Below are 20,065 nucleotides of genomic sequence, written 5' to 3'. Positions count from 1 at the left end.
AACGATTAATGCGCGTGCGCGGCGTCTTTGGCTTCGGCTGGTAACGCAACGCCCCGTTCTTTCGCCAGGCGCTTGGCCAGCATGCCGCCCGCTTCGGCTGCATAGGCGCGGCAGGCGTTGGCGTCAATCAGGGGATTGTCCGTGCCGCTGCGCTTGGCCGCCTTGCCCAGCACGTCCGTCGTGCCCGGATGCACGGGGATGATGATGTCGCATGGCAAGGCAGCCACCTTGGCGATGCTCGCTTCGAACGAGGCCGAAACGTCAGGCGAGCCACCCTTGCCCGCGCCTTTGCCCGTATAGCGGAAATCGCCGCTGGCATACGGGTTCAGGCTATCCGCATACACCACATCCAGGCAGCGCTGGCCTTCGCACGACGTCCAGGTCCATGTCGTGCCGCCGGGCGTGTGGCCCGGCGTCATGTGGGCCGTCAAGGTCAAAGGGCCCACCTTGACGGTATCGCCCTCGCCCACCAGGCTGACCTTGCTTATCTTGGCAACGTGCACGACGGGATCGGCCTGGTACTGCGGATCATCTTTGCCATTGGTGCCGCTTTGCAACACCGGGGCCGCCGCTGCGCTGGCCATGACGGTGGCGCCACTGGCCCGCTGCAGCGCGGCGATGCCGCCCGCATGATCCCAATGGGCATGCGAATTGAGGATGTATTTCACGTCCTCGATGCGAAAACCCAGCGCCTTGATGCTGGCGATGATCAGGGGTGCCGATTGCGGCAGCGCGCCGTCGAGCAGGATATGGCCCTGCGGACTCGTCACCAGCACGGCGGACAGACCGGCCGTGCCCACATACCAGCTGTTGCCATGGATATTGAACGGCTTGACGGGCGCATTCCATTCTTTGCAATTATCGCAATTGACCGGTTTATCCTGCACCGGTGCCGGCGTCTTCGCCTGCACCGTACCTGCCGCCATGGTCGCAACCGTAGCCAGCATCAACTTCGCCAATAGTGTCATCTTCATCTCCAGAGTGTAAAAAGAAGGGCGCCCGCACTGGCGCGCCCGGGGGGGTATCACTACATGCGGCCAGTCCTGTCGGCCAGGGTGTCGCGGATGTGTCCGGCGTCGAGCGAGCGCCGCTGCGCGCCATCGGCGTCCAGCAGCACCACGGTGACGTGCTTGCCGCCGCTGCGCATGCGCATGGTCAGGCAGCTGCCCGCCTCGTGGCTGCTGCCCGTCTTGGACAGCAAAATGTCCCAGCCCTTGCCGCCTACCAGCGGATTCGTGTTGTGCAGGGTGCGCGTCTTGCCATTGACGGCCACGCTGGCCTGCGGGTGGCTAGTGATGCGGGCAATGTCCGGATAGCGCGCGGCGGCCGCCACGATCTTGGCCACCTCGCTGGCCGTGGAGGTATTCGCGGGAGAACTGCCGACCGGGTCCGTCAGGGTGGTGCGCACCAGGCCCAGGCTGTGGATCTTCGCCTGCAGTGCCTGATGAAACGCCGCACTGCCACCCGGATAGGTGCGCGCCAGCGCGGCGGCGGCGCGGTTTTCGGACGGCAGCAGCGCCAGTTGCAACAGCGCGCCGCGCGACACGGCCACGCCGTCGGCCAGCAGGCTGTGGCGCTGCAGCGAAGAGTCGCCATCGGCGCGCACGATGCGCAGCTGTTCATCCGGGTCGAGGCCCGCGTCCAGCACCACCATGGCCGTCATCAGCTTGGTGATCGAAGCGATGGGCACGACGGCGTCCGCATCTTTCGCCATCAATACCTTGCCGCTGGCGTCGTCGAACACCAGCATATGTTTCGCGCTGACGGGCAAGGCCAGCATGCCGGCGGCGGCCTCGGCCAGGGTCGCCCCGCTGACGGCAGGCTTGCCCTGCACCTGCAGCAGCAAGGTGGCGCAGGCCAGCAGCAAGGCGGGCACGGCCAGTTTCCAGCCGGCCGTGTCGGGGCCGGGCGCCATCAGGCGTTCGATGCGCGTCAGCAGCGCTCCGCCCCGGGCCGACATCAGCAAGCCGGGCTGGCTCGGCGTGGCAGCGTGCAAGGACAGCGCATGCAGCGCCGTGGCCAGCTGCTGCGGGTCTTGCAGTGCCTGTGCAGCCAGGGCGTCGGCCACCTGTTCGCGCTCGGCCCGCATGCGCGCCGACAGCCACCAGACGACTGGATGGAAGAACAGCAGCGCCTCGGCCACGCTTTGCAGCAGATTGACCAGGTAATCCCAGCGCCGCACGTGCGCCAGCTCATGCGCCAGCAGCGCCTCGAGCAGGGCGACGGGCATGCCGCTTAGCAAGGCGGCTGGCAGCAGGATGACGGGGCGCCAGAAACCCACGGTCACGGGGCTGGACAGTCCCGCGTGCAGCTTCAGCGGCACTTGCTGACTGCCGCGCAAGCCCATGCGCAGCGCCAGCGCATCGAGGCGCGTCTGCCAGATGGCCGGCGCGGCCACTGCCTGGCGGCGCAGCTTGCCGACCCATGCCAGGCCCAGGCACAGGCGCAAGCTCATCAGCCCAACGCCCGCGCTCCAGGCCAGCACCAGGGCCGGCATCCACGCTTGCAGCGCGGCGCGCCAGGCGGGCGGCGCGGCCATCGGCAACTGGGCCAGCGATGTGCCAGACAGGAGAGTAAGCAGATGAAGCAAGGGAATACACAGGCATAGCAGCAGCGCCAGCGCGCAGACCGCATAGCGCCAGCGCGCGCTGGCGTGGCGCAGCAGCCAGAGCAGGACAGCGGACACGGCGCCGACGATCACGCCCTGCCAGACAAAGTACAGCAAGACCCAGCCCAGCGCCGGGACAAGGTTGCCCAACTCTATGCCCAAGCGCATGTCCAGGTTCATGGCGCCTTGCCATCCTTGCTGCGCAGTACCTTTTCAATTTCCAGGCGTTCCGCGTCGCTCACGTGTTCACGCAGCGCCGTCAGCACCAGCGCCTTGCCGGAACCGGAAAACACCTTGCCGATCAAATCCTTGAGCAAACTGGTTTGCAACTTTTCCTGCGCGTCGACGGCGGCATACAACTGCGGCCGCTGGCTTTCATCGCGGCTCAAGAGTCCCTTGCCATGCATCAATTGCAGCTGGCGCAGCACGGTGGCGTAACTGGCGTCGGCACGCTCTGCAGCCAGGGCGTCGTACACGGCCCGGGCGTCGGAAGGACCGCGTTGCCACAAGATGCGCAGCAAGTCCAGTTCGGCGGCCGTGGGATGGGGGGTGGAAGTATTTTTTAACATGCAGCCAGAATACCCATTCTAGAATCGATTGTCTAGAACTTTTTTTCTAGAGAGCGAAAGGAGCTAAAAATCGCGCAAATGGTCGAACAACTCCAGCAAGGCCGCTTCGTCGACGAGCGCCGCACCCTGCTCTCCCAGCTGCTGTACCAGCTGAGCCAGCAACGCCACCAGCACCACGTAAATTTCCTCGCGTTCCACCGTCTCGATGATGCCAGAGCGCCGGTCCATCTTGTTGAAGGCGTCCACATAGGCGGCGACCATGGCCTCCAGCGCCGCAGTGGCGGCCGTTGCCTCCATGGCGGCATCGATGCTGCGCGTCACGGCCAGCATGTTCTTGTAGGCCAGTGCCGCCTTTTTCGCATACGCGGGAGAAATATGCTCGCGGCCATCCCAGTCGCGGAAGGGGTTGAGCAGGTTTTCAGCCAGCCATTCCGGCTTGCGCGCCTTGGTCACCGATAAGTCCAGTCCCAGCGCCGCCGCTTTCTTGTAACCGGCCTTGATGACCTTGGCCGCATCGGCGGGCAAGCTGGTCATCCTCAGGGTTGCCAGCTTCGGCAATTGTGTGGCAAGAGGAAAGTCCTCCGCCTTGAAACCGAACAGATCATAGGTGGTAAACATTTGCAGCTGGGTCAGCTGCGCAAGGCTGGTCATATGCGACGCCAGCCCCGGCTTGCCCCAGATCCGCAAGGCCGTCAGATGAGGAAAGCGCTGTGCCACTTGTGCCAAATCAACTTCTTTCATGCTCACCAGCGACAGGCCACCCAGCCGGTCGAGACCGTGGAACGGCGGCAGCGCGTGCGTACACTGGAGTGTCAGATGGCGGCCATCCGCGCCATCGTCGATGCGCAACGACGGCGACGGCGCGCTGCGCAGCGCGAGAAGGCTCAAGCCTTTGTTCAAGACCAGGCTGGTGACGCCATCGGGCTGCAGGATCAGGCGTTCCAGGCCGCTGCCGCTGAAATCGAGCACATGCACTGTCGATGATTGCCAGTGCAGTTCATTGATGAAGGGATTGCCCTGGATAAACTCCATCAATGCCTGCGTGCCGTCACCAGTCTCGATCGACATCAGGCAAGGCAGTTGCTCCAGCTCGGACATGTCGCCCAGCGCCTGCAAGACGCTGTCATTGATTTTCGTCGCATCCTGCCGGAAGGCCTGGCCGCCGAGCGTCACTTCATGCTCGCGCGACGCTGCCTTGAACTGCTGGCGCCGCACCGGATCGATGCGCTCCCAGCGGCGTTGGCGTACAACGCTATCCCCCACGTTCCAGCCGCTGCGGTAGCTATTGACTTCCACATCGACCAGCGGCGCGATATTGCCAATGAGGGTATGTCCAGGCGGCACATTCGCCGTGGCATAGCAGTGATCGTGGCGCTTATTCCAGAAGAAATAGTCGCACACGAGCGGCTGCATGGCTTGCACGGCCGCCGCATCGGGCAAGGCGTCACCACTCCAGTCCAGCTCCAGCACGGCAGCGAGCGGCCTGGACGAGGACGCATCCTTGATGCGGGTGACCTGGCAAGCCACATATTGCTGCAGCTCGGACGAAAACACACAGTAAACATCTCCAACATTCGGTAGCACGCATTTTCCTTTTCAGAACACCTGACGGTCGAATGCCGGAAGATAGCAAAAATGTTGCCCCCCTGTCGTCCCGCTCAGTGCGCGTGCAGCTTGTGGTGCATGCGCCGCAGCCCCAGCCAGACGCCGGCCGCCACGAAGGGCACCAGGGCGCCGACGAGGATTTCAGGGTTCACGGGCAAGCCCATCACCTTGGCCGCCTTGCCCGTGTAGCTGAACAGGCCGATTACGTAATACGAGATTGCCGCCACGGAGAGGCCTTCCACCGCTTGCTGCAGCTGCAGCTGCTGCGCCGCGCGGGCGTTCATCGATTGCAGGATTTGCCGGTTTTGCAATTCCTGCACGATGCCCACGCGCGTGCGCAGCAAATCATTCGTGTTGGCGATACGCTGCGCCATCGCTTCCTGTCGGCTGGCCATCGCTTCGCAGGTATTCATGGCGGGCGTCAAGCGGCGATCCATGAATTCCTCGACCGTGGGAATACCCTCGATGCGCACTTCGCGCAATTCCTCGATGCGCGCCTTGACCAGGCCCATGTAGGCTTTCGAGGCAGAAAAACGGTAGCTATTGTCAAGTGACAGCTTTTCAATGCGGGCCGCCAGGCGCGTGATGCGGTCAAGCAAGGCTTGCTCCGCAAGGCCCTCGTCGCCCTTGGCCAGGCCCGGCGCGTCATCCGTGTCTACCATGGCGGCGGCCAAGGTCGCCAGTTCGTTCTCGATGGCGTTCAAGGATGGCGCCGCCTGCATGGCGTAGGGCAAGCCCAGCAATGCCATCATGCGGTAGGTTTCGATTTCCAGCACGCGCTGCACCAAACGGCCCGACTGCTGCGAGCGCATGCCCGCATCGCGGATGACGAAACGGCTGAAGCCGTCAGACTGGATGGTGAAGTCCGTCCACAATTCGCCACCCTGCAACACCTTGCTGCCGGCCAGGGTATTGCCCTCGAATACGCGTGACAAATCCTGCATGAAAATCTCGGCGGGCTCCGTCGCCTGCTCCAGCACCACGTGCGCGGCCACCATCAGCTTGCCCTTCAAGCCCGCCAGCCATTGCTGCGGCAACTGTTCCAACGGCATGCGCTCGAACGCCTGCTCCAGCGGCAAGGCGGCGCCCCCATGTTCGGCGAAGGTAAACGTGGCAAATTCCGTGTGGCATTCCCATTTCAGGCGGAAGCGGCCAAAGTCGTAATAAAAATACTTGGCTTCGGTGGTCGGGGGCGTGACGCCGAAATGCGTGCACAGGGCAGCCAAAGTGGCGTGCTGGGCCGCCATATTCGACGCGCCCGGTGCCGCGCTGTCATCCTTGTAGACGGCCAGATGGGTGATCAGCTCGGGGGCATCGAGCTGCAAAAACGGCCGCGAGTGGATTTCCGCAGCCAGCGGCACGCGCAAGGCGTGGTTCAAACTGGAGTTAATCAAGTGCATGATAGCCAAAGGTAAAGTTGCAAAACTGCTTAGACCCGCGCGCGTGCTTTGGCGCCCGCAGCACGGGTCTGATTGTCACAGTGTAACAAAGCAGGAAGCATGCCACTATTTTCCAAGGCCTATCATATTGTTTTAATAATGGCAGATGCGCCCTGCCCCGCCGCCTGGCGGCTGCCCAGCCACCAGAACACGGCGGCCAGCGCCACGGCCGAAGCCTGTCCCAGCGCCAGCTTGAAGGCACTGTCGAACAGCAAGGGTGCGACAAAACCGGACACCAGCGCAAACACCAGCATTTGCACGAAGTTTTGCAAGGAGGCGGCCAGGCCCCGCATCTGCGGGAAAATGTCGAGCGTGGACATGGTCATGCCCGGCAAGGCCAGCGACATGCCGAAGGCGTATAGCATCACCGGCACGACGGCAAAGGGGATGCTGGCGCTAAACCAGTGGTTGTAGCCTATGTTGATCGCCCCCGTGGCGGCCATGGCCAGCAAGCCCCAGCGCACCAGCACGGTGCTTTTCACCGCATGGGCCAGCTTGCCCGACAGCGCCGAGCCCAGCACCAAACCGGCCACCATGGGGATGAACATCCAGCCAAACGCCGTTTCCGGCAGGCGCAGCAATTCCAGGATGAAATGCGGCGCGGACGCGATGTACAGGGCGAAACCGCCGAAGGCGAAGGCCACGGCCAGCGAACGCAAGAGGAATGCCCGGTGGCGCAACGCCAGCCAGTAATTGCGCGCGATGTTGCCTGGATGGAAAGGCTGGCGTTGCTCTACGGATAAACTTTCCGGCAAGCCTTTCAGGCAAGCGAGCGCCAGCAGCACCGTGACGGAAAAGGTGAACACGAACGTTGATTGCCAGCCATAGGCCACGTGCAGCCAGCCGCCGATGATGGGGGCGATGGCGGGCGCGATGCCGAACACCATCATGATATTGGCCAGCATCTTTTGCGCGGCCGCGCCTGACAGGGTGTCGCGCACGATGGCTTGCCCGACTACCCTGCCCGCTCCCGCCGAGGCGCCCTGCATGCCACGGAAGAACAGCAGCCAGCCAAAGCTGGGCGCAAACGCGGTGCCGATGGAGCCGACGGCAAAGATCAGCAGGGAAGCGAGGATCACGGGACGGCGGCCGAAGGAGTCGGACAAGGTGCCGTAGAACAAGGTCATGAAGGCATAGGCGGCCAGGTAGACGCTCAGGGTTTGCTGCACCAGCACGCTGCTGACGTCGAAATGCATGCCGATCGCGGGAAATGATGGCAGAAAGGTATCGGTGGCGAACGGGCCCAGCATGGCCAGGCCGGCCAGCACCAGGGTCAGGTTGCGGGCCTTCATGCGCCCGCCTGCGCATCGTCACACTGGCGGCGCAAGCCAGCCAGGGCCGCCAGCGAGAATTGCGACACATGGCGCGCGATGCTGGCGATGCCCGCCTCGTCATACGTTATTTCCGGCACCACCAGTTCATGCACGATGCGCGAACGGGCATAGAACACGGCCTGGCCGATCACGCTGAACACGCATTTCTGCACCACGTCCGCCGGCATGGAAGGCCCCACCACGCCACGGATCAAACCCGTGAACAAGGCATGCTGCGGGCGCACATTACGTTCGGCCAGCTTGTGGATGGCGGCCGTCGGTTCGATCAGTTCGCGCGCCACCAGGCGGCTGAAGAGCGACGCCGACCCCGAGCGCAGCATATCGGACACCAGCGCCTCGATGGCCAGGCGCAACTGTTCCACGGGCGGCAGCTTCGCCCTCGCGCTGGCGGCCGCCACGTCGGCGGCCGAGGCCCGCGCCAGCTCGCGCGCATGGTCGAAGGCGGCCAGGTGCAGCTCTTCCTTGCTATGAAAATAGTAATTGACCATCGCCACATTGACCCTCGCCGCCTCGCATATCCTGCGCACGGACGCGGCCTTGTAGCCCTCCTCGGCAAACAGGTCCGCCGCCGCCTGCAGGATACGCGCACGCGCCGGTTCGCCGAACTTATCGTTTTCCATCTGTTCCGTCATGCCATTCCCATTATTTAAACAGCTGTTTAATATTGCCCTCCATTGTATCAAACAGCCGTTTAACTTTCAAATGGACGCAAAAAAGCCCGGCGCACCGGGCTTTTCAAGCGCATTGCGGCAGAGTTAGTGTTTCATCGCGGGCATCGCGGGTGAAGTCGAGGTCGCACCCAGCGGACGTGCCACGGCATTGACTTCGATGGTTTCGCGGTGCTTGTCCTCGCCCTCAAGCACCAGGGTCAGCGGGATCTTGTCGCCCGCCTTTACTTGCCCTTTGAGTTCCAGCAGCATCACGTGGTAGCCGCCCGGCTTCAGTTCGACGGCTTTGCCGGCCGGCAAGGCGATTTCCTTGACCTGGCGCATGCGCATCATATTGTCCGTCATGCTCATTTCATGGATTTCCGCCACGCCGGCCACGGGCGAGCGCACTTCCAGCAATCGCATGGCTTTCGGCGCCGTGATCTGCATGAAGGCGCCCGTGGCTTTTTGCTGCGGCACGGTGGCGCGCACCCACGGGTCGGTAATCTGCACACTGTTTTGTGCGACGGCGGAGAAAGACAGCACGGTCAGGGCCGTGGCCAGCAGGGTTTTCAAATGGGTCATGATTATTTCCTCGGTGTTGTTATAAGGTGTATTTCGATTTCATCAGGGTCTTGATGTCTTGCACGCACTCGTCGCCCGTCAGCTGGTGTTTCAAGCCCAGGCGCATGCGTCCCTCGGTATCGAGCACATAGCTGATGGCCGTGTGGTCCATCGTGTACGAGCTGCCGCTGGGAACGCGGCGGTAGAAGACCTTGTAGTTGAAGGCCGTCTGCGCCGTCGCCTGCGGGTCCGTGCGCAAGCCCAGGAAGCTGGGGTCGAAGGCGCGCATGTATTCGCCCAGCAACTCGGGCGTGTCGCGCTCGGGATCGATGCTGATGAAGATCACTTGCAGTTTATCCCCATCGGCGCCCAGTTTCTGGCGGATTTCCAGCGCGCGCGACAGGGCAGTCGGGCACACGTCCGGGCATTGCGTGAAGCCAAAGAAGACCATCACATACTTGCCCTTGAAATCGGCCAGGGTGTAGACCTTGCCATCGGGGCCGCTCAATTTGAAGTCGGGCTTGTAATCGCCTCCCGTCAAGTCCAGACCGTTGTAATGGGGTTTCGGTGCTTGTTCGCAAGCGGCAAGCGTGAGCAGTCCCGCCGTGCCGGCGAGAAGGAAAAGACGACGTTTCATGGTAATTCCAGCCCAATGGGCGTAGTGAATACAAATTAAGAGATAGATGCCCTGCCGCAGTGCGGCAGGCAGAACAGCGATGCTCAGGCCAGCGCGGGCGGGCCGCGCGGGCGGGCGCCCAGCCACGCAAACTGGGGCCGGGGCGCCTGGTAGAACAGGGGCGGATAGTGGTCATGGCCCGTGATGACGGCCAGCGGCGATGATGACGGCGGCAGGCCCACACTACCCGCATGGCTCATGCAGAACGGGCAGTGCTCGATGTAGTGCAGTACGGAATCGGTGGTGGATTTGACGGCTGGCGCCAGGTCCGCTTGTGTGTAGACGGCGCCACTGGCTGAGCAAATCTCGACGGCGGCATTGTTCGTGTTCGCGTGCAGCGAGGCAAACGCATATGACAGGGACGGCGACAGCGCATTGAGCAGTATCGCCAGGCAGGCGAACCACAGATGCCATTGTTTGCGCTTCAATAAAGATCCCATGCCGCCGATTATAGCGGAGTATGGCTTTCGCGTTGCGCAAGCGCGCCCGCCTGTCCCCGCAGGAACAGGCTGGGGCGCACGCCCGCCACGTCCACGCAGGCGTCGCAAAACGCGGGGATCGAGGCGAAACCGGAACCGGCCGCCACTTGCGCCAGATCGCGCTCGCCGCCTTCGCCATCGGCGCCCGCTTGCGCCGCCGTATGCAGCGCGTGCGCCAGGCGCTGTTCGCGCACCAGGCTGAGCAATGCCTCGCCCTCGGCAAACAGGCGCGCCCTGGCCTTGTGCGGCGTCACTTGCCACAGGGCCGCCAGACGCGCCGCCGTCCATTTGCCTTGCGGTGTATCAAAGATGTGCTGCGCCAGCGCCTGGCTCCAGCGCTTGCCGCCGCCGTGGCTGCCTTCCGGCGCGTCGCCTTCCAGCGCCAGGGTGAACACGGCCGGCTTGCCTCGCCCCGGCATCACGTCGCAGGCAAAGCGCAAGAAAGCGGGCACGACAAAGCTGTCGCCGCTGCCCAGCTTTTTGGTGGTGATTTCATTGTGCAAGGTTACAAAACCCTGGCGCACGGTCACGCGCAGCCTGAGCGGAAAGCGCAAGCCCAGCAAGTGCAAGGGATGATCGGAAACGAGGGCCATGCGTCAGGTCAATCTGGTGAACAAGCCATCAGCATGCCACACATCGCGCAAGCAGTCTGTCATCACAGCGACGCCACGCCGTAGCGGCGCAAGCCGTCCAGGTCCACCACGCGGATGGATTGGTAGGCAATGCTGATCAGCTTCAATTCGGCAAGACGGCCCAGGGCCAGGTTCACCCTCTGGCGCGAAATGCCGGTCAGCAAACCGATTTCTTCCTGCGACAGCTCAAGCACGCTGGAGGTGCGCGGGTATAGCATGGGGTGGAACAGCTGCGCGATCGCTTGCGCCACTTGCGCGTCGACGGCCAGCAGGCGCTGGTTCTGGATGGTGGCGATGAATTGGCCCATGCGTTCGTTCAGCTGGCGGATGACGAAGGCATTGAACGACAGGCTTTCGGCCAGCAGCAGATGAAACAGCTCCACCGGCACCAGGATGATGTTCGCGGCGCGCACGGCCACCACGTCATAGCGGCGCAGTTCGCGCTTGAGCACGCTGCCCTCGCCGCACCAGCCGCCCGCCGGCACGCCGGAAAACGTGGCGCCGCGCCCATCGGCGTTGTAGACGGCCAGCTTGATCAAACCCGTGTGCACGCCTATCCAGTGCGCCGACGGTTCGCCGCGCCGCGTGATGAAGGCGCCCGCCTCGTAATGCCGGAGCACGCTGCCGGCGCGCAACAGAGCCTGATGCCGCGTATCGAGGGCCTTGAACCAATCGTGGCTATCGAGTTCTGGCACCGCACGGTCTACACTATCGTTGCTATCCATTCCATCTTTCAGACCTGTCACTAAGATGACAGTGATTTCCAAGTGCCGGTGCTATGCTGGCCGGTATCAATCCCGAAACAGGGAGCTACAGAATTCCAGTGCCAATATTATTTACCAGGAGACAAGCATGACACCTGATTTCAACACCGGCCTCGGCAAAAACAGCGCCAACTACGCCGCCCTCACCCCGCTCGACTATATCGCCAGGGCAGCCGCAGTATATGGCAATCGCCTGGCAATTGCACATGGCGCCGTGCGCCAGACCTGGCGCACAACGTACGCGCGCACGCGCCGCCTGGCCTCCGGCCTCATCAAGCTGGGCGTGGGCACGGGCGACACGGTAGCCGTGATGCTGCCGAACACGCCCGCCATGGTGGAAGCGAGCTTTGGCGTGCCCATGGCCGGCGCCGTCCTCAACGCCCTGAATATCCGCCTCGACCTGGCCTCCTTGACCTTCATGCTGCGCCACGGCCAGGCGAAAGTCTTGCTGGCCGACACGGAGTTTGCCGAGCTGGCGCGCCAGATGGCGGCGCAGATCCCGGGTCTGCGCGTGATCCAGGTCAATGACGTGCTGGGACCGGAAGTGGAGGCTTTTTCCGACCTCGACTACGAAAGCTTGCTGGCCAGCGGCGACCCCGATTACGACTGGCAGCCGCCAGCAGATGAGTGGGATGCCATCGCCCTCAACTACACGTCCGGCACCACGGGCGACCCCAAAGGTGTGGTCTACCATCACCGGGGCGCGGCCCTGAATGCCCTGTCGAACATATTAGAGTGGGACATGCCCAAGCATGCCGTCTACCTGTGGACCTTGCCCATGTTCCACTGCAATGGCTGGTGCTTCCCGTGGACGATCGCCGCGCGCGCCGGCGTCAACGTGTGCCTGCGCAAGTTCGAGCCGAAACTGGTGTTCGACCTGATGCGCGAATTGCGCATCACCCACTATTGCGCGGCGCCCATCGTGCACGCAGCCCTGGCCAACGCGCCCGCCAACTGGCGCGAAGGAATCGACTGGTCAGTACGCGGCATGGTGGCCGGCGCGCCGCCGCCAGCGGCCATGGTGGCAAAGATCGAAGCCATGGGCTTTGATCTGATCCACTCGTATGGCTTGACGGAAGTATATGGCCCGGCCGCCATCTGCGCCGAGCAGGACGAATGGGCGGCTTTGAGCCAGGAAGAGCGGGCGGTATTAAAGTCGCGCCAGGGCGTGCGCTACCATTTGCAAAGCGCGGTCGCCGTGATTGACCCGGAAACCATGCAGCACGTGGCGGCCGACGGCGAGCAGATCGGCGAGATCATGTTCCGAGGCAACATCTGCATGAAGGGTTACCTGAAGAATGAAAGGGCGACGCAGGAAGCATTCGCCGGTGGCTGGTTCCACACGGGCGATCTGGGCGTCATGTATCCGGACGGCTATATCAAGCTGAAGGACCGCAGCAAGGACATTATCATTTCCGGAGGCGAGAATATTTCCAGCGTGGAAGTGGAAGATGCGCTGTACCACCACCCGCAAGTGCTGGCCGCCGCAGTCATCGCCCAGCCGGACGAGAAATGGGGCGAGACGCCATGCGCCTTCGTCGAACTGCGCGAAGGCGGCACCGTGACGGAAGCGGAATTGATCGCCTTTTGCAAGAACAACCTGGCCGGTTTCAAGGTGCCGAAGGCCATTTATTTTGGCCCCCTGCCCCGCACCTCGACGGGCAAGATCCAGAAGTTCGAGTTGCGCAAGCGCATGCAGTCAGACAAGGCCATCGACATCTGACCCAACCCCGTCAGTCGCGCCTGCCTTGCGGCCATGCCGGCTGCGCCACCACCAGGCGCGAAAAGCTGGCGATGCTGGCCACGGCGGCGAATCCTGCCGCCAGGCACAGCGCATAGGTCGTGCCCTTGGCGGCGGAAACAGTAAAACAATACGCGACCAGCGCCGCGCCCGTGGCCTGTCCGATCAGGCGCGACGTGGCTACCACGCCGCTGGCGCCGCCAGCCCGTTCGGGCGGCGCGCTGCCCATGATGGCTTTCAAATTGGGCGCCTGGAAAAAGCCGAAACCGATGCCGCACAAGGCCATGCGCCAGCCGATGTCAAAAGCGCTCGGATGGGCCGGTATCCACACCAATGTCAGCAAGCCGCCGGCCAGCGCAGCAAGGCCGATGCCGCCCAGCACGCCCGGTGAATAACGGTCGCTCAAACGCCCGGCCACGGGCGCCATCACGGCTACCAGCACGGCCCAAGGCGTCATCAAAAAACCCGTCTCGACGGGTGAGCGGCCCAGTGTCACTTCAAAATAGAATGGCAGCGAGACGAAGGCCAGTCCTTGCGCGGCAAACGTGCAGATGGCCGTCAGCGATGACAGCAGGAACAGGGGGCGGCGAAACAGGTCGATGGGCAGCATGGGCGCCACGTGCCCCGCCTGGCGGCGCAGCAGCAAGACAAAGAACACGGCCACGGCCACCAGTTCCGGCAGCAGGACGGCGCTGGACGCGTGATGGGCGGCATCGCCAAACAGCAAAATCAGCAAGCCGAAGGCGCCCACGTTGTACAGCGCCGTACGCGCATCGAGCGTGTGCCCTGAGAGTTTTGTCGCCGGCAGCATGCGGCTGGCGAGGAAGAAGCCGATCACGCCCAACGGCACATTGATGGCGAACAGCCACGGCCACGACGCCGTCGCCAGGATCAGCGAGGCGGCCGTGGGCCCGATGGCGAACGCGACAGCCACCACCAGCGCATTGTTGCCGAACGCGCGGCCCAGCAAATGTTTAGGGTACAGGGCGCGCAGCAGCGCCGTATTGACGCTCATCATGGCGCTGGCGCCGACGCCTTGAAAAAACCTTGCTACCACCAGCGACGGCAAGGACCAGGCCAGTGCGCAAGCGAGCGATGCCAGGGTAAATAAAAACATGCCGGAGATAAACACGCGGCGGTAGCCAGCGATCTCGCCCAGGGCGGAAAACGGCAGCAGGGTCGCCACCATGGCCAGCTGGTACACATTCACGATCCAGACGGAAGCGGCCGGCGTCGCGTGCAGCTCGCTGGCGATGGCCGGCAAGGCCGTGTTGGCGATCGCCGTATCGAGCGAGGCCATGCCCACGCCAATGGCCAGCGCCAGCATGGCCCATAACCGGGCATCGGGCGGCAAGCCGTCCTCGCCCACGAGGAAGGGCTGCGCCCCGTTTTTCTGCTTCATCATGTTGCCTGTTCGTCATGCCTAGCGTGCGCGGCAACTCGCCGCAGGCAAGACACTAGCATGGATGGATGGACTCTGCCGGGCAGGCCCGCCGATTCCCCCGCATCACTTCTGGCAGTCGATGACCTTGTAGTCTTTCGAATAACAGATGCGCAACTCGCCCGAGTGCTTTTCATAGCCCAGCCAGCGGCCCTTCAGTTGCGGGTTGTGCTGCTTCATCCACTGGAACAGCTCATTCTTTGGCATGGTGCTGTCCGGCAATTTCAAAGCCTGGAACAATTCACGTTCTTTCTCGAAATATTCCTTGGCCGTAGCGAAATCGCAGGCGCCATGCTTCTCCCATTCGCCCTGCAGCAAGGCTTCACCGGGCTGCATGCACATGTAGGGCAAGATCTCGGACGGCGCCAGCTTCGGCAGATTGCCCTTGCAGTAACGCGGATGCAGCTCCGTCTTGCGCGGCGGCGTCACGGAAATATCCTCGCAGGTGGCCGGATTGGCCGACTGCGCCCACAAGCCATGCACGATCCAGCCGAAGTGGTTGCTCTCGGCGCACTGGAAGGCGGCTTTTTTCGACACTTCGCCTCGGCGGCGCTGGCTGTCGCAAAAACCGGGCGACCACGACAGCGCCAGGATGAAGGAATCCGTGGGCACGTTTGTGCTTTGCTTGTAGCAGGTGTTTTTCTCGTCCGACGGCTTGACGTCGTAATCGACGTAGCTGACGTTGCGGGGAATGGCGCAGGTGGCATCGGCCGCGTGGACGGCACCGGCCGACAGGCTGAGGAAAATGGCGGCCAGCGCGGGCAAGACAGAGCGAATTTTCATCGTATTTCCTTCAAGATATAAAAACGCCGGCAACAAAGTGCCGGCGGAGTCAAAACGAACAACATCAGTCACGACACCTGACAAAACCGTAGCGAGCGTCAGTAATTTGTGGCCGAGAAGCGCAACCGTACTCTAGTACGGTGAGCATCGCCGGCCGCAAAGCGCGACGCGCAGTAGGTTTGGTCAGGTGACATCTACTAGCAAACGGTGTGCATCCAGCCATGCGTATCAGGAGCCGTGCCATGCTGCAAGCCCAGCAGCGCTTCGCGCAGGGCCAGGGTGACGGCGCCGTTTTCATTGTTGTTGATGGTCATTTCAAAGCCATTGGCCTTGGCCACGCCCACGGGCGTGATGACGGCAGCCGTGCCGCAGGCGAACACTTCCGTCATGCGGCCCGAGGCGATGTCGTCGCGCCATTGCTGGACGGACAATTTACGCTCTTCCGTGGCATAGCCGAGGTCTTTGGCCATTTCCAGCAGGCTGCGGCGAGTAATGCCTGGCAGCAAGGTGCCCGTCAGTTCCGGCGTCACGACGGTGATTTTCTCGCCATCCTTGTAGACGAAGAACAAATTCATGCCGCCCATTTCTTCGATGAATTCACGGTGCACGGCGTCCAGCCACACGACCTGGTCGCAGCCCTTCTCTTGTGCTTGCGACTGGGCCATCAGGCTGGCCGCGTAGTTGCCTGCACACTTGGCTTCACCGGTGCCGCCCGGCGCGGCGCGCACGAAGTCTTCGCTGATCCACACGGTGACGGGCTTCACGCCTTTCGGGAAATAGGCGCCGGCCGGCGAGGCGAACAGCACGAACAGGTATTCTTCCGATGGACGCACGCCCAGGTAAGGATCGGTGGCGATCATCAGCGGACGCATGTACAGGCTCTCGCCCGTGTTCTTCGGCACCCAGTTGCGATCCTGGGAAATGAGCGCGTCGCCCGCTTCCAGGAACAGCTCGACAGGGATGGCCGGCATGGCCAGGCGCGCGGCGCTGCGGTTGAAACGCGCGGCATTTTGCTCTGGACGGAAAGTCTTGATGCTGCCATCGGGCTGGGCAAACGCTTTATAGCCTTCGAAAATGGCCTGGCCATAATGCAGGGACGAGGCGGACGGGTCCAGCATCAGCGGGCCGTAAGCCTTCAGTTCGCCCTGCTGCCACTTGCCGTCACGGTAAGGAATTACCACCATGTGGTCCGTGAAGATGCGGCCGAAGGCGGGACTGACCATGCGCGCGGCGCGCTCGGCATCGGACAAGGGGTGGGCGGATGGAGTGACGACGAGATTCGGTGTGGAAGTGGTCATGGCAGCAATGGTAACTAGTGAACAGTATCCCTATTGTAGCGCCTCTGGCGCCCGATCAGGCAAACGAGAATGGCCAGGAGGATGGCCAGACAGGGATGGGCAGGAGGATGGGCAAGACGACGGCCCCGCCCCGCGAAAACGCACACCATCATTTGCGAATGATTCTCGTTTGCGTTAATATGTCAGCCTTCCTTCTTCCCTGCCATGCCTGACGCCCCGCATGGCAGCGCTATCGAAAGCCGCCATGACGACCTCCACCCTTCCACAACCCCAGTTGCGCGCCAGCGCTGACGCTGCTTCGGATACCCGCCAGCAGCGCCCGCTTGCCGCCGCGCCGCAACAAAGGCGCTGGCACTGGAGCTGGAAGCAGGTCTGGTTTCAACTGCACTGGTTCATCGGCATCACGGCCGGCACGGTGCTGGTGATCATCGGCCTGAGCGGGGCCACCCTGGCCTTCAAGGAGGAATTGCTCGATGTCATGAATCCCGGCGTGCGCCATGTGGCCGTGGAAACCCGCGCGCCGCTGACGCCCGCCCAGCTGAGCAGCATTGCCGCAGCCGAACATGGCCAGCGCGTGGCGTCCATCACCGTGTATGCGCAGGCAGGCGCCGCGCCGCGCCTGTTCTTCATGCCGAAGAATGGCCAGCGGCGTGGCGAGTCCATCTATGTACATCCGTACACGGGCGCCACCCGGCCGGCACTGGCGGGCGTGGGCTTTTTCGAGTGGACGGAGTCATTGCACCGCTGGCTGCTGCTGCCCCGCGATCCGGGCCGGCAAGTGGCGGGCGCGCTGGCGCTGTGCCTGCTGGGCCTGGCGCTGTCCGGCCTGTACCTGCGCTGGCCGCGCCGCCCGCTGGACTGGCGCACCTGGCTGACCGTCGACCCGGCCTTGAAAGGCCGCTCCTTCCTGTGGAACTTGCACGCCGTGGCCGGCACCTGGTGCCTGCTCGTCTACGTGGCACTGACCCTGACGGGCATTTACTGGAGCTATGACGTGGTGCGCGACAACATCGACGCCTGGGCAGGCAAGCCCCCACGGGTGGCGCAAGCACCAGGCAAGAAAGGCGCGCCCAAGGAGCTATCGCCCGCCGTCGACATCGGCCTGGCCTGGAGCAGCTTCCAGCAGCACGCCCCCGGCTGGACCCTGGCTACGGTGCGCCTGCCCACCCGTTCCGGAGAAGCCGTGCAATTCACGTGGCTGGCCAGCGATGCACCGCACGAGCGGGCGCGCAGCCGCATGAGTATTCTGCCGGCCGATGGCACGGTCACGGAAAACGACCCGTACAGCCAGCAGGCGCTGGGAGCGCGCCTCGTCAACATCATTTATCCGCTGCACATGGGCACGTATTTCGGCTTGCCGGGGCGCATCATCGTCACCGTGGCCAGCCTGGGCCTGCCCCTGTTCGCCATCACAGGCTGGATGCTGTACCTGGGCCGCCGCAAGGCAAAACGGGCTGTGCAGGCGCAGCGGGCCATGCTGGGCGCCGGCGCGACGGGCAAGAAAAATACTGGATTGGCCACCCTGGTGGCCTACGCCAGCCAGTCGGGCCAGGCCGAGCGCCTGGCGCTGGAAAGCGCGCGCGCCCTGCAACAGGCGGGCGTGGCCGTCGACGTGCAATCGCTGGACCGCTTTGATCCAGCACAATTGCGCCAGTACGAACGGGCCCTGATCGTCGCCAGCACCTTTGGCGAAGGCGAGGCGCCGGACGGCACGCGCCGCTTCGCGCGCCTGTTGCAGCAAACATCGGGCACGCCGCTGGCCGGCTTGCAAGTGGGTGTGCTGGCCCTGGGCGACCGCCATTACAGCGCCTTCTGCGGCTTTGGCCATGCGCTGGCGCAACAGTTGCAAACGCTGGGCGCAACGCCATTGTTCCCCCTGATCGAAGTCGACAAACACGACGCGAACGCGCTGGCCGACTGGTCGCACGCGCTGGCCCGCTGCAGCGGCAGCGCCATCGACGCCATCGGCGTGCAGGAAGACGCGTCATATGACGAGTGGCGTTTGCTGCGCCGCGTGCTGCTCAACCCGGGCAGCCTGGGCGGCGAACTGCATGAAATTACCTTGACAGGCCCGGCCGAAGCCACCTGGGAAGCGGGTGCGCTGGCCGAAATCATCGGGTGCAACGCGGACGGCAGCGAGGGCGACGCACATTTTGCACAATATGCGCCGCGCAGCTATTCGCTCGCTTCGCTGCCATCGGATGGCGAACTGCAGTTGCTGGTGCGCCAGGAACGCCATGCGGGCATTGACAACCAGGGCTTTGGCCTCTGTTCCGGTTGGCTCACGCGCTTCGCGCCGCCGGGCGCCACCATCCGCCTGCGCCTGCAAGCCAATCCCGCCTTCGCGCCCGCCCTGGTCGACGTGCCCTGCATCTATATTGGCAACGGTTCCGGCCTGGCGGGCCTGCGGGCGCACCTGCGCGCACGCCGGCGGGCGGGGCTGGCACGCAACTGGCTGCTGTTCGGCGAGCGCCAGCAAGCTTTTGACAGCGTCTGCGGCGAAGAGTTGCAAGGCTGGCTCGACACTGGCCACCTGGCACGCCTGGACCGCGTCTTTTCGCGCGATGGCAAGGAAGGTGGCAAACGTGAATATGTGCAGGACCGCCTGCGCGCCTGCGCGGATGAACTGCGTGACTGGCTTGCGCAAGGCGCCATCGTCTACGTGTGCGGCAGCCTGCAAGGCATGGCGGCTGGCATCGATGCTGTACTGCAAGAAGTGCTGGGCCAGGAAGGTCTCGACGCCCTGCTGGCGGCCGGACGCTACCGCCGCGACGTGTATTGATCTGCCTCAGCACATTGCCGGCGCCGCCCGGCTATGTGGGCGGGCGCACAGTCAGCGCCAGCCATCGGATTAGAGTGGGGACATCGCGGCACAAGCGCCGCCCCACCCACTTTCTGCGAGACTAGCCATGAAGAACCCCTGGATGAGCATGTACCTGAGCGCCGCTAACCGCATCGCCAGCACGGCACGCGGCCATGCCACGGCCGCCGTCAAGCGTGAAGCGGCGAAAAATACGCAGCAGTTGACGCAGGTGTGGTTCGATTCCTTTCTTCCGCCAACAGGCAAGCCGCGGCGCCGCCGCAAGGCAAAATAAGACCCTGGCAATAGGCGAACTGGTGCGGTGCATCACAGCAATAAGTTGAAATTACAATCAGATGAACTAAACTGCAAGCATGGTAGTACATAAGGAAGTGACCGGCAGGCGCCGCATCCCCGCGCCGCCACCGGGACACCGGGAGACGACCATGTTGACGCTTAAAGTGCTGGCCTGCCTTGCCCTGTCGGCCTTGATGCTCGCCCCCCTCGTGTTGAGGGATACCATGCAGTTGTCGGCCGGGCAGCAATTGCAGGTGCCGAATGTCGATGCGCAGGCCCTGTGGGCCCACTGGCCCAAGCACTAAGTAATACGCGCGCCTGAGAAAGCGCTGCTGACGGCGTTTTTCAGCGGCGCTCGCTAGTGGCATGCACGTTCCAAAAGCGCCTT

Annotated in this window: 19 protein-coding genes; 4 read left to right on the top strand and 15 right to left on the bottom strand. The window is 63.4% G+C overall.

The window, feature by feature from the left end; genetic code table 11:
- Window positions 1-5 precede the first annotated feature (5 nt).
- The 12 genes from bla to CLU92_RS03485 all read right to left on the bottom strand — a co-directional run bounded on the left by bla (window position 6) and on the right by CLU92_RS03485 (window position 11,278).
- Window positions 6-968 (bottom strand): subclass B3 metallo-beta-lactamase, encoded by a 963-nt coding sequence (gene bla, locus CLU92_RS03540; RefSeq protein ID WP_243858155.1) that lies wholly within the window; start codon window positions 966-968, stop codon window positions 6-8.
- A 59-nt stretch (window positions 969-1,027) separates the two neighbouring features.
- Complete coding sequence (locus CLU92_RS03535) at window positions 1,028-2,788, bottom strand: M56 family metallopeptidase (protein ID WP_101480752.1); 1,761 nt, start codon at window positions 2,786-2,788, stop codon at window positions 1,028-1,030.
- Entirely contained in the window at window positions 2,785-3,177 is a 393-nt protein-coding gene (locus CLU92_RS03530; protein WP_101480751.1) for a BlaI/MecI/CopY family transcriptional regulator, read from the bottom strand. Before CLU92_RS03530 ends, CLU92_RS03535 begins: the two co-directional genes overlap by 4 nt.
- 63 nt (window positions 3,178-3,240) lie before the next feature.
- Window positions 3,241-4,731, bottom strand: a complete 1,491-nt coding sequence (locus tag CLU92_RS03525; protein ID WP_218973439.1) for a hypothetical protein — start codon at window positions 4,729-4,731, stop codon at window positions 3,241-3,243.
- A gap of 104 nt (window positions 4,732-4,835) precedes the next feature.
- Window positions 4,836-6,182, bottom strand: a complete 1,347-nt coding sequence (locus CLU92_RS03520) for a DUF3422 family protein (RefSeq protein WP_101484470.1) — start codon at window positions 6,180-6,182, stop codon at window positions 4,836-4,838.
- A gap of 122 nt (window positions 6,183-6,304) precedes the next feature.
- Window positions 6,305-7,513, bottom strand: coding sequence for a multidrug effflux MFS transporter (locus tag CLU92_RS03515; protein WP_101480749.1), 1,209 nt, complete (start codon window positions 7,511-7,513; stop codon window positions 6,305-6,307).
- Window positions 7,510-8,187, bottom strand: a complete 678-nt coding sequence (locus CLU92_RS03510; RefSeq protein WP_101480748.1) for a CerR family C-terminal domain-containing protein — start codon at window positions 8,185-8,187, stop codon at window positions 7,510-7,512. Before CLU92_RS03510 ends, CLU92_RS03515 begins: the two co-directional genes overlap by 4 nt.
- A gap of 123 nt (window positions 8,188-8,310) precedes the next feature.
- Window positions 8,311-8,787, bottom strand: coding sequence for a copper chaperone PCu(A)C (locus tag CLU92_RS03505; protein WP_180338414.1), 477 nt, complete (start codon window positions 8,785-8,787; stop codon window positions 8,311-8,313).
- 19 nt (window positions 8,788-8,806) lie between these two features.
- A complete protein-coding gene (locus CLU92_RS03500) occupies window positions 8,807-9,403 on the bottom strand; it encodes an SCO family protein (RefSeq protein WP_101480747.1) in 597 nt (198 codons plus the stop codon).
- Between the two features lie 83 nt (window positions 9,404-9,486).
- Window positions 9,487-9,870, bottom strand: a complete 384-nt coding sequence (locus CLU92_RS03495) for a DUF2946 domain-containing protein (protein WP_257560963.1) — start codon at window positions 9,868-9,870, stop codon at window positions 9,487-9,489.
- A 20-nt stretch (window positions 9,871-9,890) separates the two neighbouring features.
- The gene (locus tag CLU92_RS03490; protein WP_101480745.1) at window positions 9,891-10,514 is read right to left on the bottom strand and encodes a hypothetical protein; all 624 of its coding nucleotides are present in this window, start codon (window positions 10,512-10,514) and stop codon (window positions 9,891-9,893) included.
- 62 nt (window positions 10,515-10,576) lie between these two features.
- Window positions 10,577-11,278 (bottom strand): Crp/Fnr family transcriptional regulator, encoded by a 702-nt coding sequence (locus CLU92_RS03485; protein WP_101480744.1) that lies wholly within the window; start codon window positions 11,276-11,278, stop codon window positions 10,577-10,579.
- A gap of 127 nt (window positions 11,279-11,405) precedes the next feature.
- On the opposite strand from CLU92_RS03485, the gene CLU92_RS03480 reads away from it, so the two are divergent.
- Complete coding sequence (locus tag CLU92_RS03480) at window positions 11,406-13,040, top strand: acyl-CoA synthetase (RefSeq protein ID WP_101480743.1); 1,635 nt, start codon at window positions 11,406-11,408, stop codon at window positions 13,038-13,040.
- Window positions 13,041-13,050: 10 nt separating this feature from the next.
- Here CLU92_RS03480 and CLU92_RS03475 read toward each other — a convergent pair whose 3' ends face one another.
- From CLU92_RS03475 to CLU92_RS03465, 3 genes are all read right to left on the bottom strand, one after another.
- On the bottom strand, window positions 13,051-14,463 hold the full coding sequence (locus CLU92_RS03475) for an MFS transporter (RefSeq protein WP_101480742.1): 1,413 nt from the start codon (window positions 14,461-14,463) through the stop codon (window positions 13,051-13,053).
- Window positions 14,464-14,565: 102 nt separating this feature from the next.
- Window positions 14,566-15,282, bottom strand: a complete 717-nt coding sequence (locus CLU92_RS03470) for a ribonuclease (protein WP_101480741.1) — start codon at window positions 15,280-15,282, stop codon at window positions 14,566-14,568.
- Between the two features lie 197 nt (window positions 15,283-15,479).
- Window positions 15,480-16,580: a branched-chain amino acid aminotransferase gene (locus CLU92_RS03465; protein ID WP_101480740.1), complete on the bottom strand. Its 1,101-nt coding sequence runs from the start codon at window positions 16,578-16,580 to the stop codon at window positions 15,480-15,482.
- Between the two features lie 244 nt (window positions 16,581-16,824).
- Here CLU92_RS03465 and CLU92_RS03460 point away from each other — a divergent pair, with 244 nt between their 5' ends.
- From CLU92_RS03460 to CLU92_RS27665, 3 genes are all read left to right on the top strand, one after another.
- Window positions 16,825-19,362, top strand: coding sequence for a sulfite reductase flavoprotein subunit alpha (locus CLU92_RS03460; RefSeq protein ID WP_101484468.1), 2,538 nt, complete (start codon window positions 16,825-16,827; stop codon window positions 19,360-19,362).
- A gap of 127 nt (window positions 19,363-19,489) precedes the next feature.
- Window positions 19,490-19,675: a hypothetical protein gene (locus tag CLU92_RS03455; protein ID WP_101480739.1), complete on the top strand. Its 186-nt coding sequence runs from the start codon at window positions 19,490-19,492 to the stop codon at window positions 19,673-19,675.
- A 151-nt stretch (window positions 19,676-19,826) separates the two neighbouring features.
- On the top strand, window positions 19,827-19,982 hold the full coding sequence (locus CLU92_RS27665) for a hypothetical protein (protein WP_160309290.1): 156 nt from the start codon (window positions 19,827-19,829) through the stop codon (window positions 19,980-19,982).
- The last annotated feature ends 83 nt before the right edge of the window (window positions 19,983-20,065 follow it).

This window comes from Janthinobacterium sp. 61, from assembly GCF_002846335.1.
GTDB lineage: Bacteria > Pseudomonadota > Gammaproteobacteria > Burkholderiales > Burkholderiaceae_D > Janthinobacterium.
Note: the sequence above shows the minus strand (reverse complement) of the source record. Positions and strands in the feature narration are given on the sequence as shown.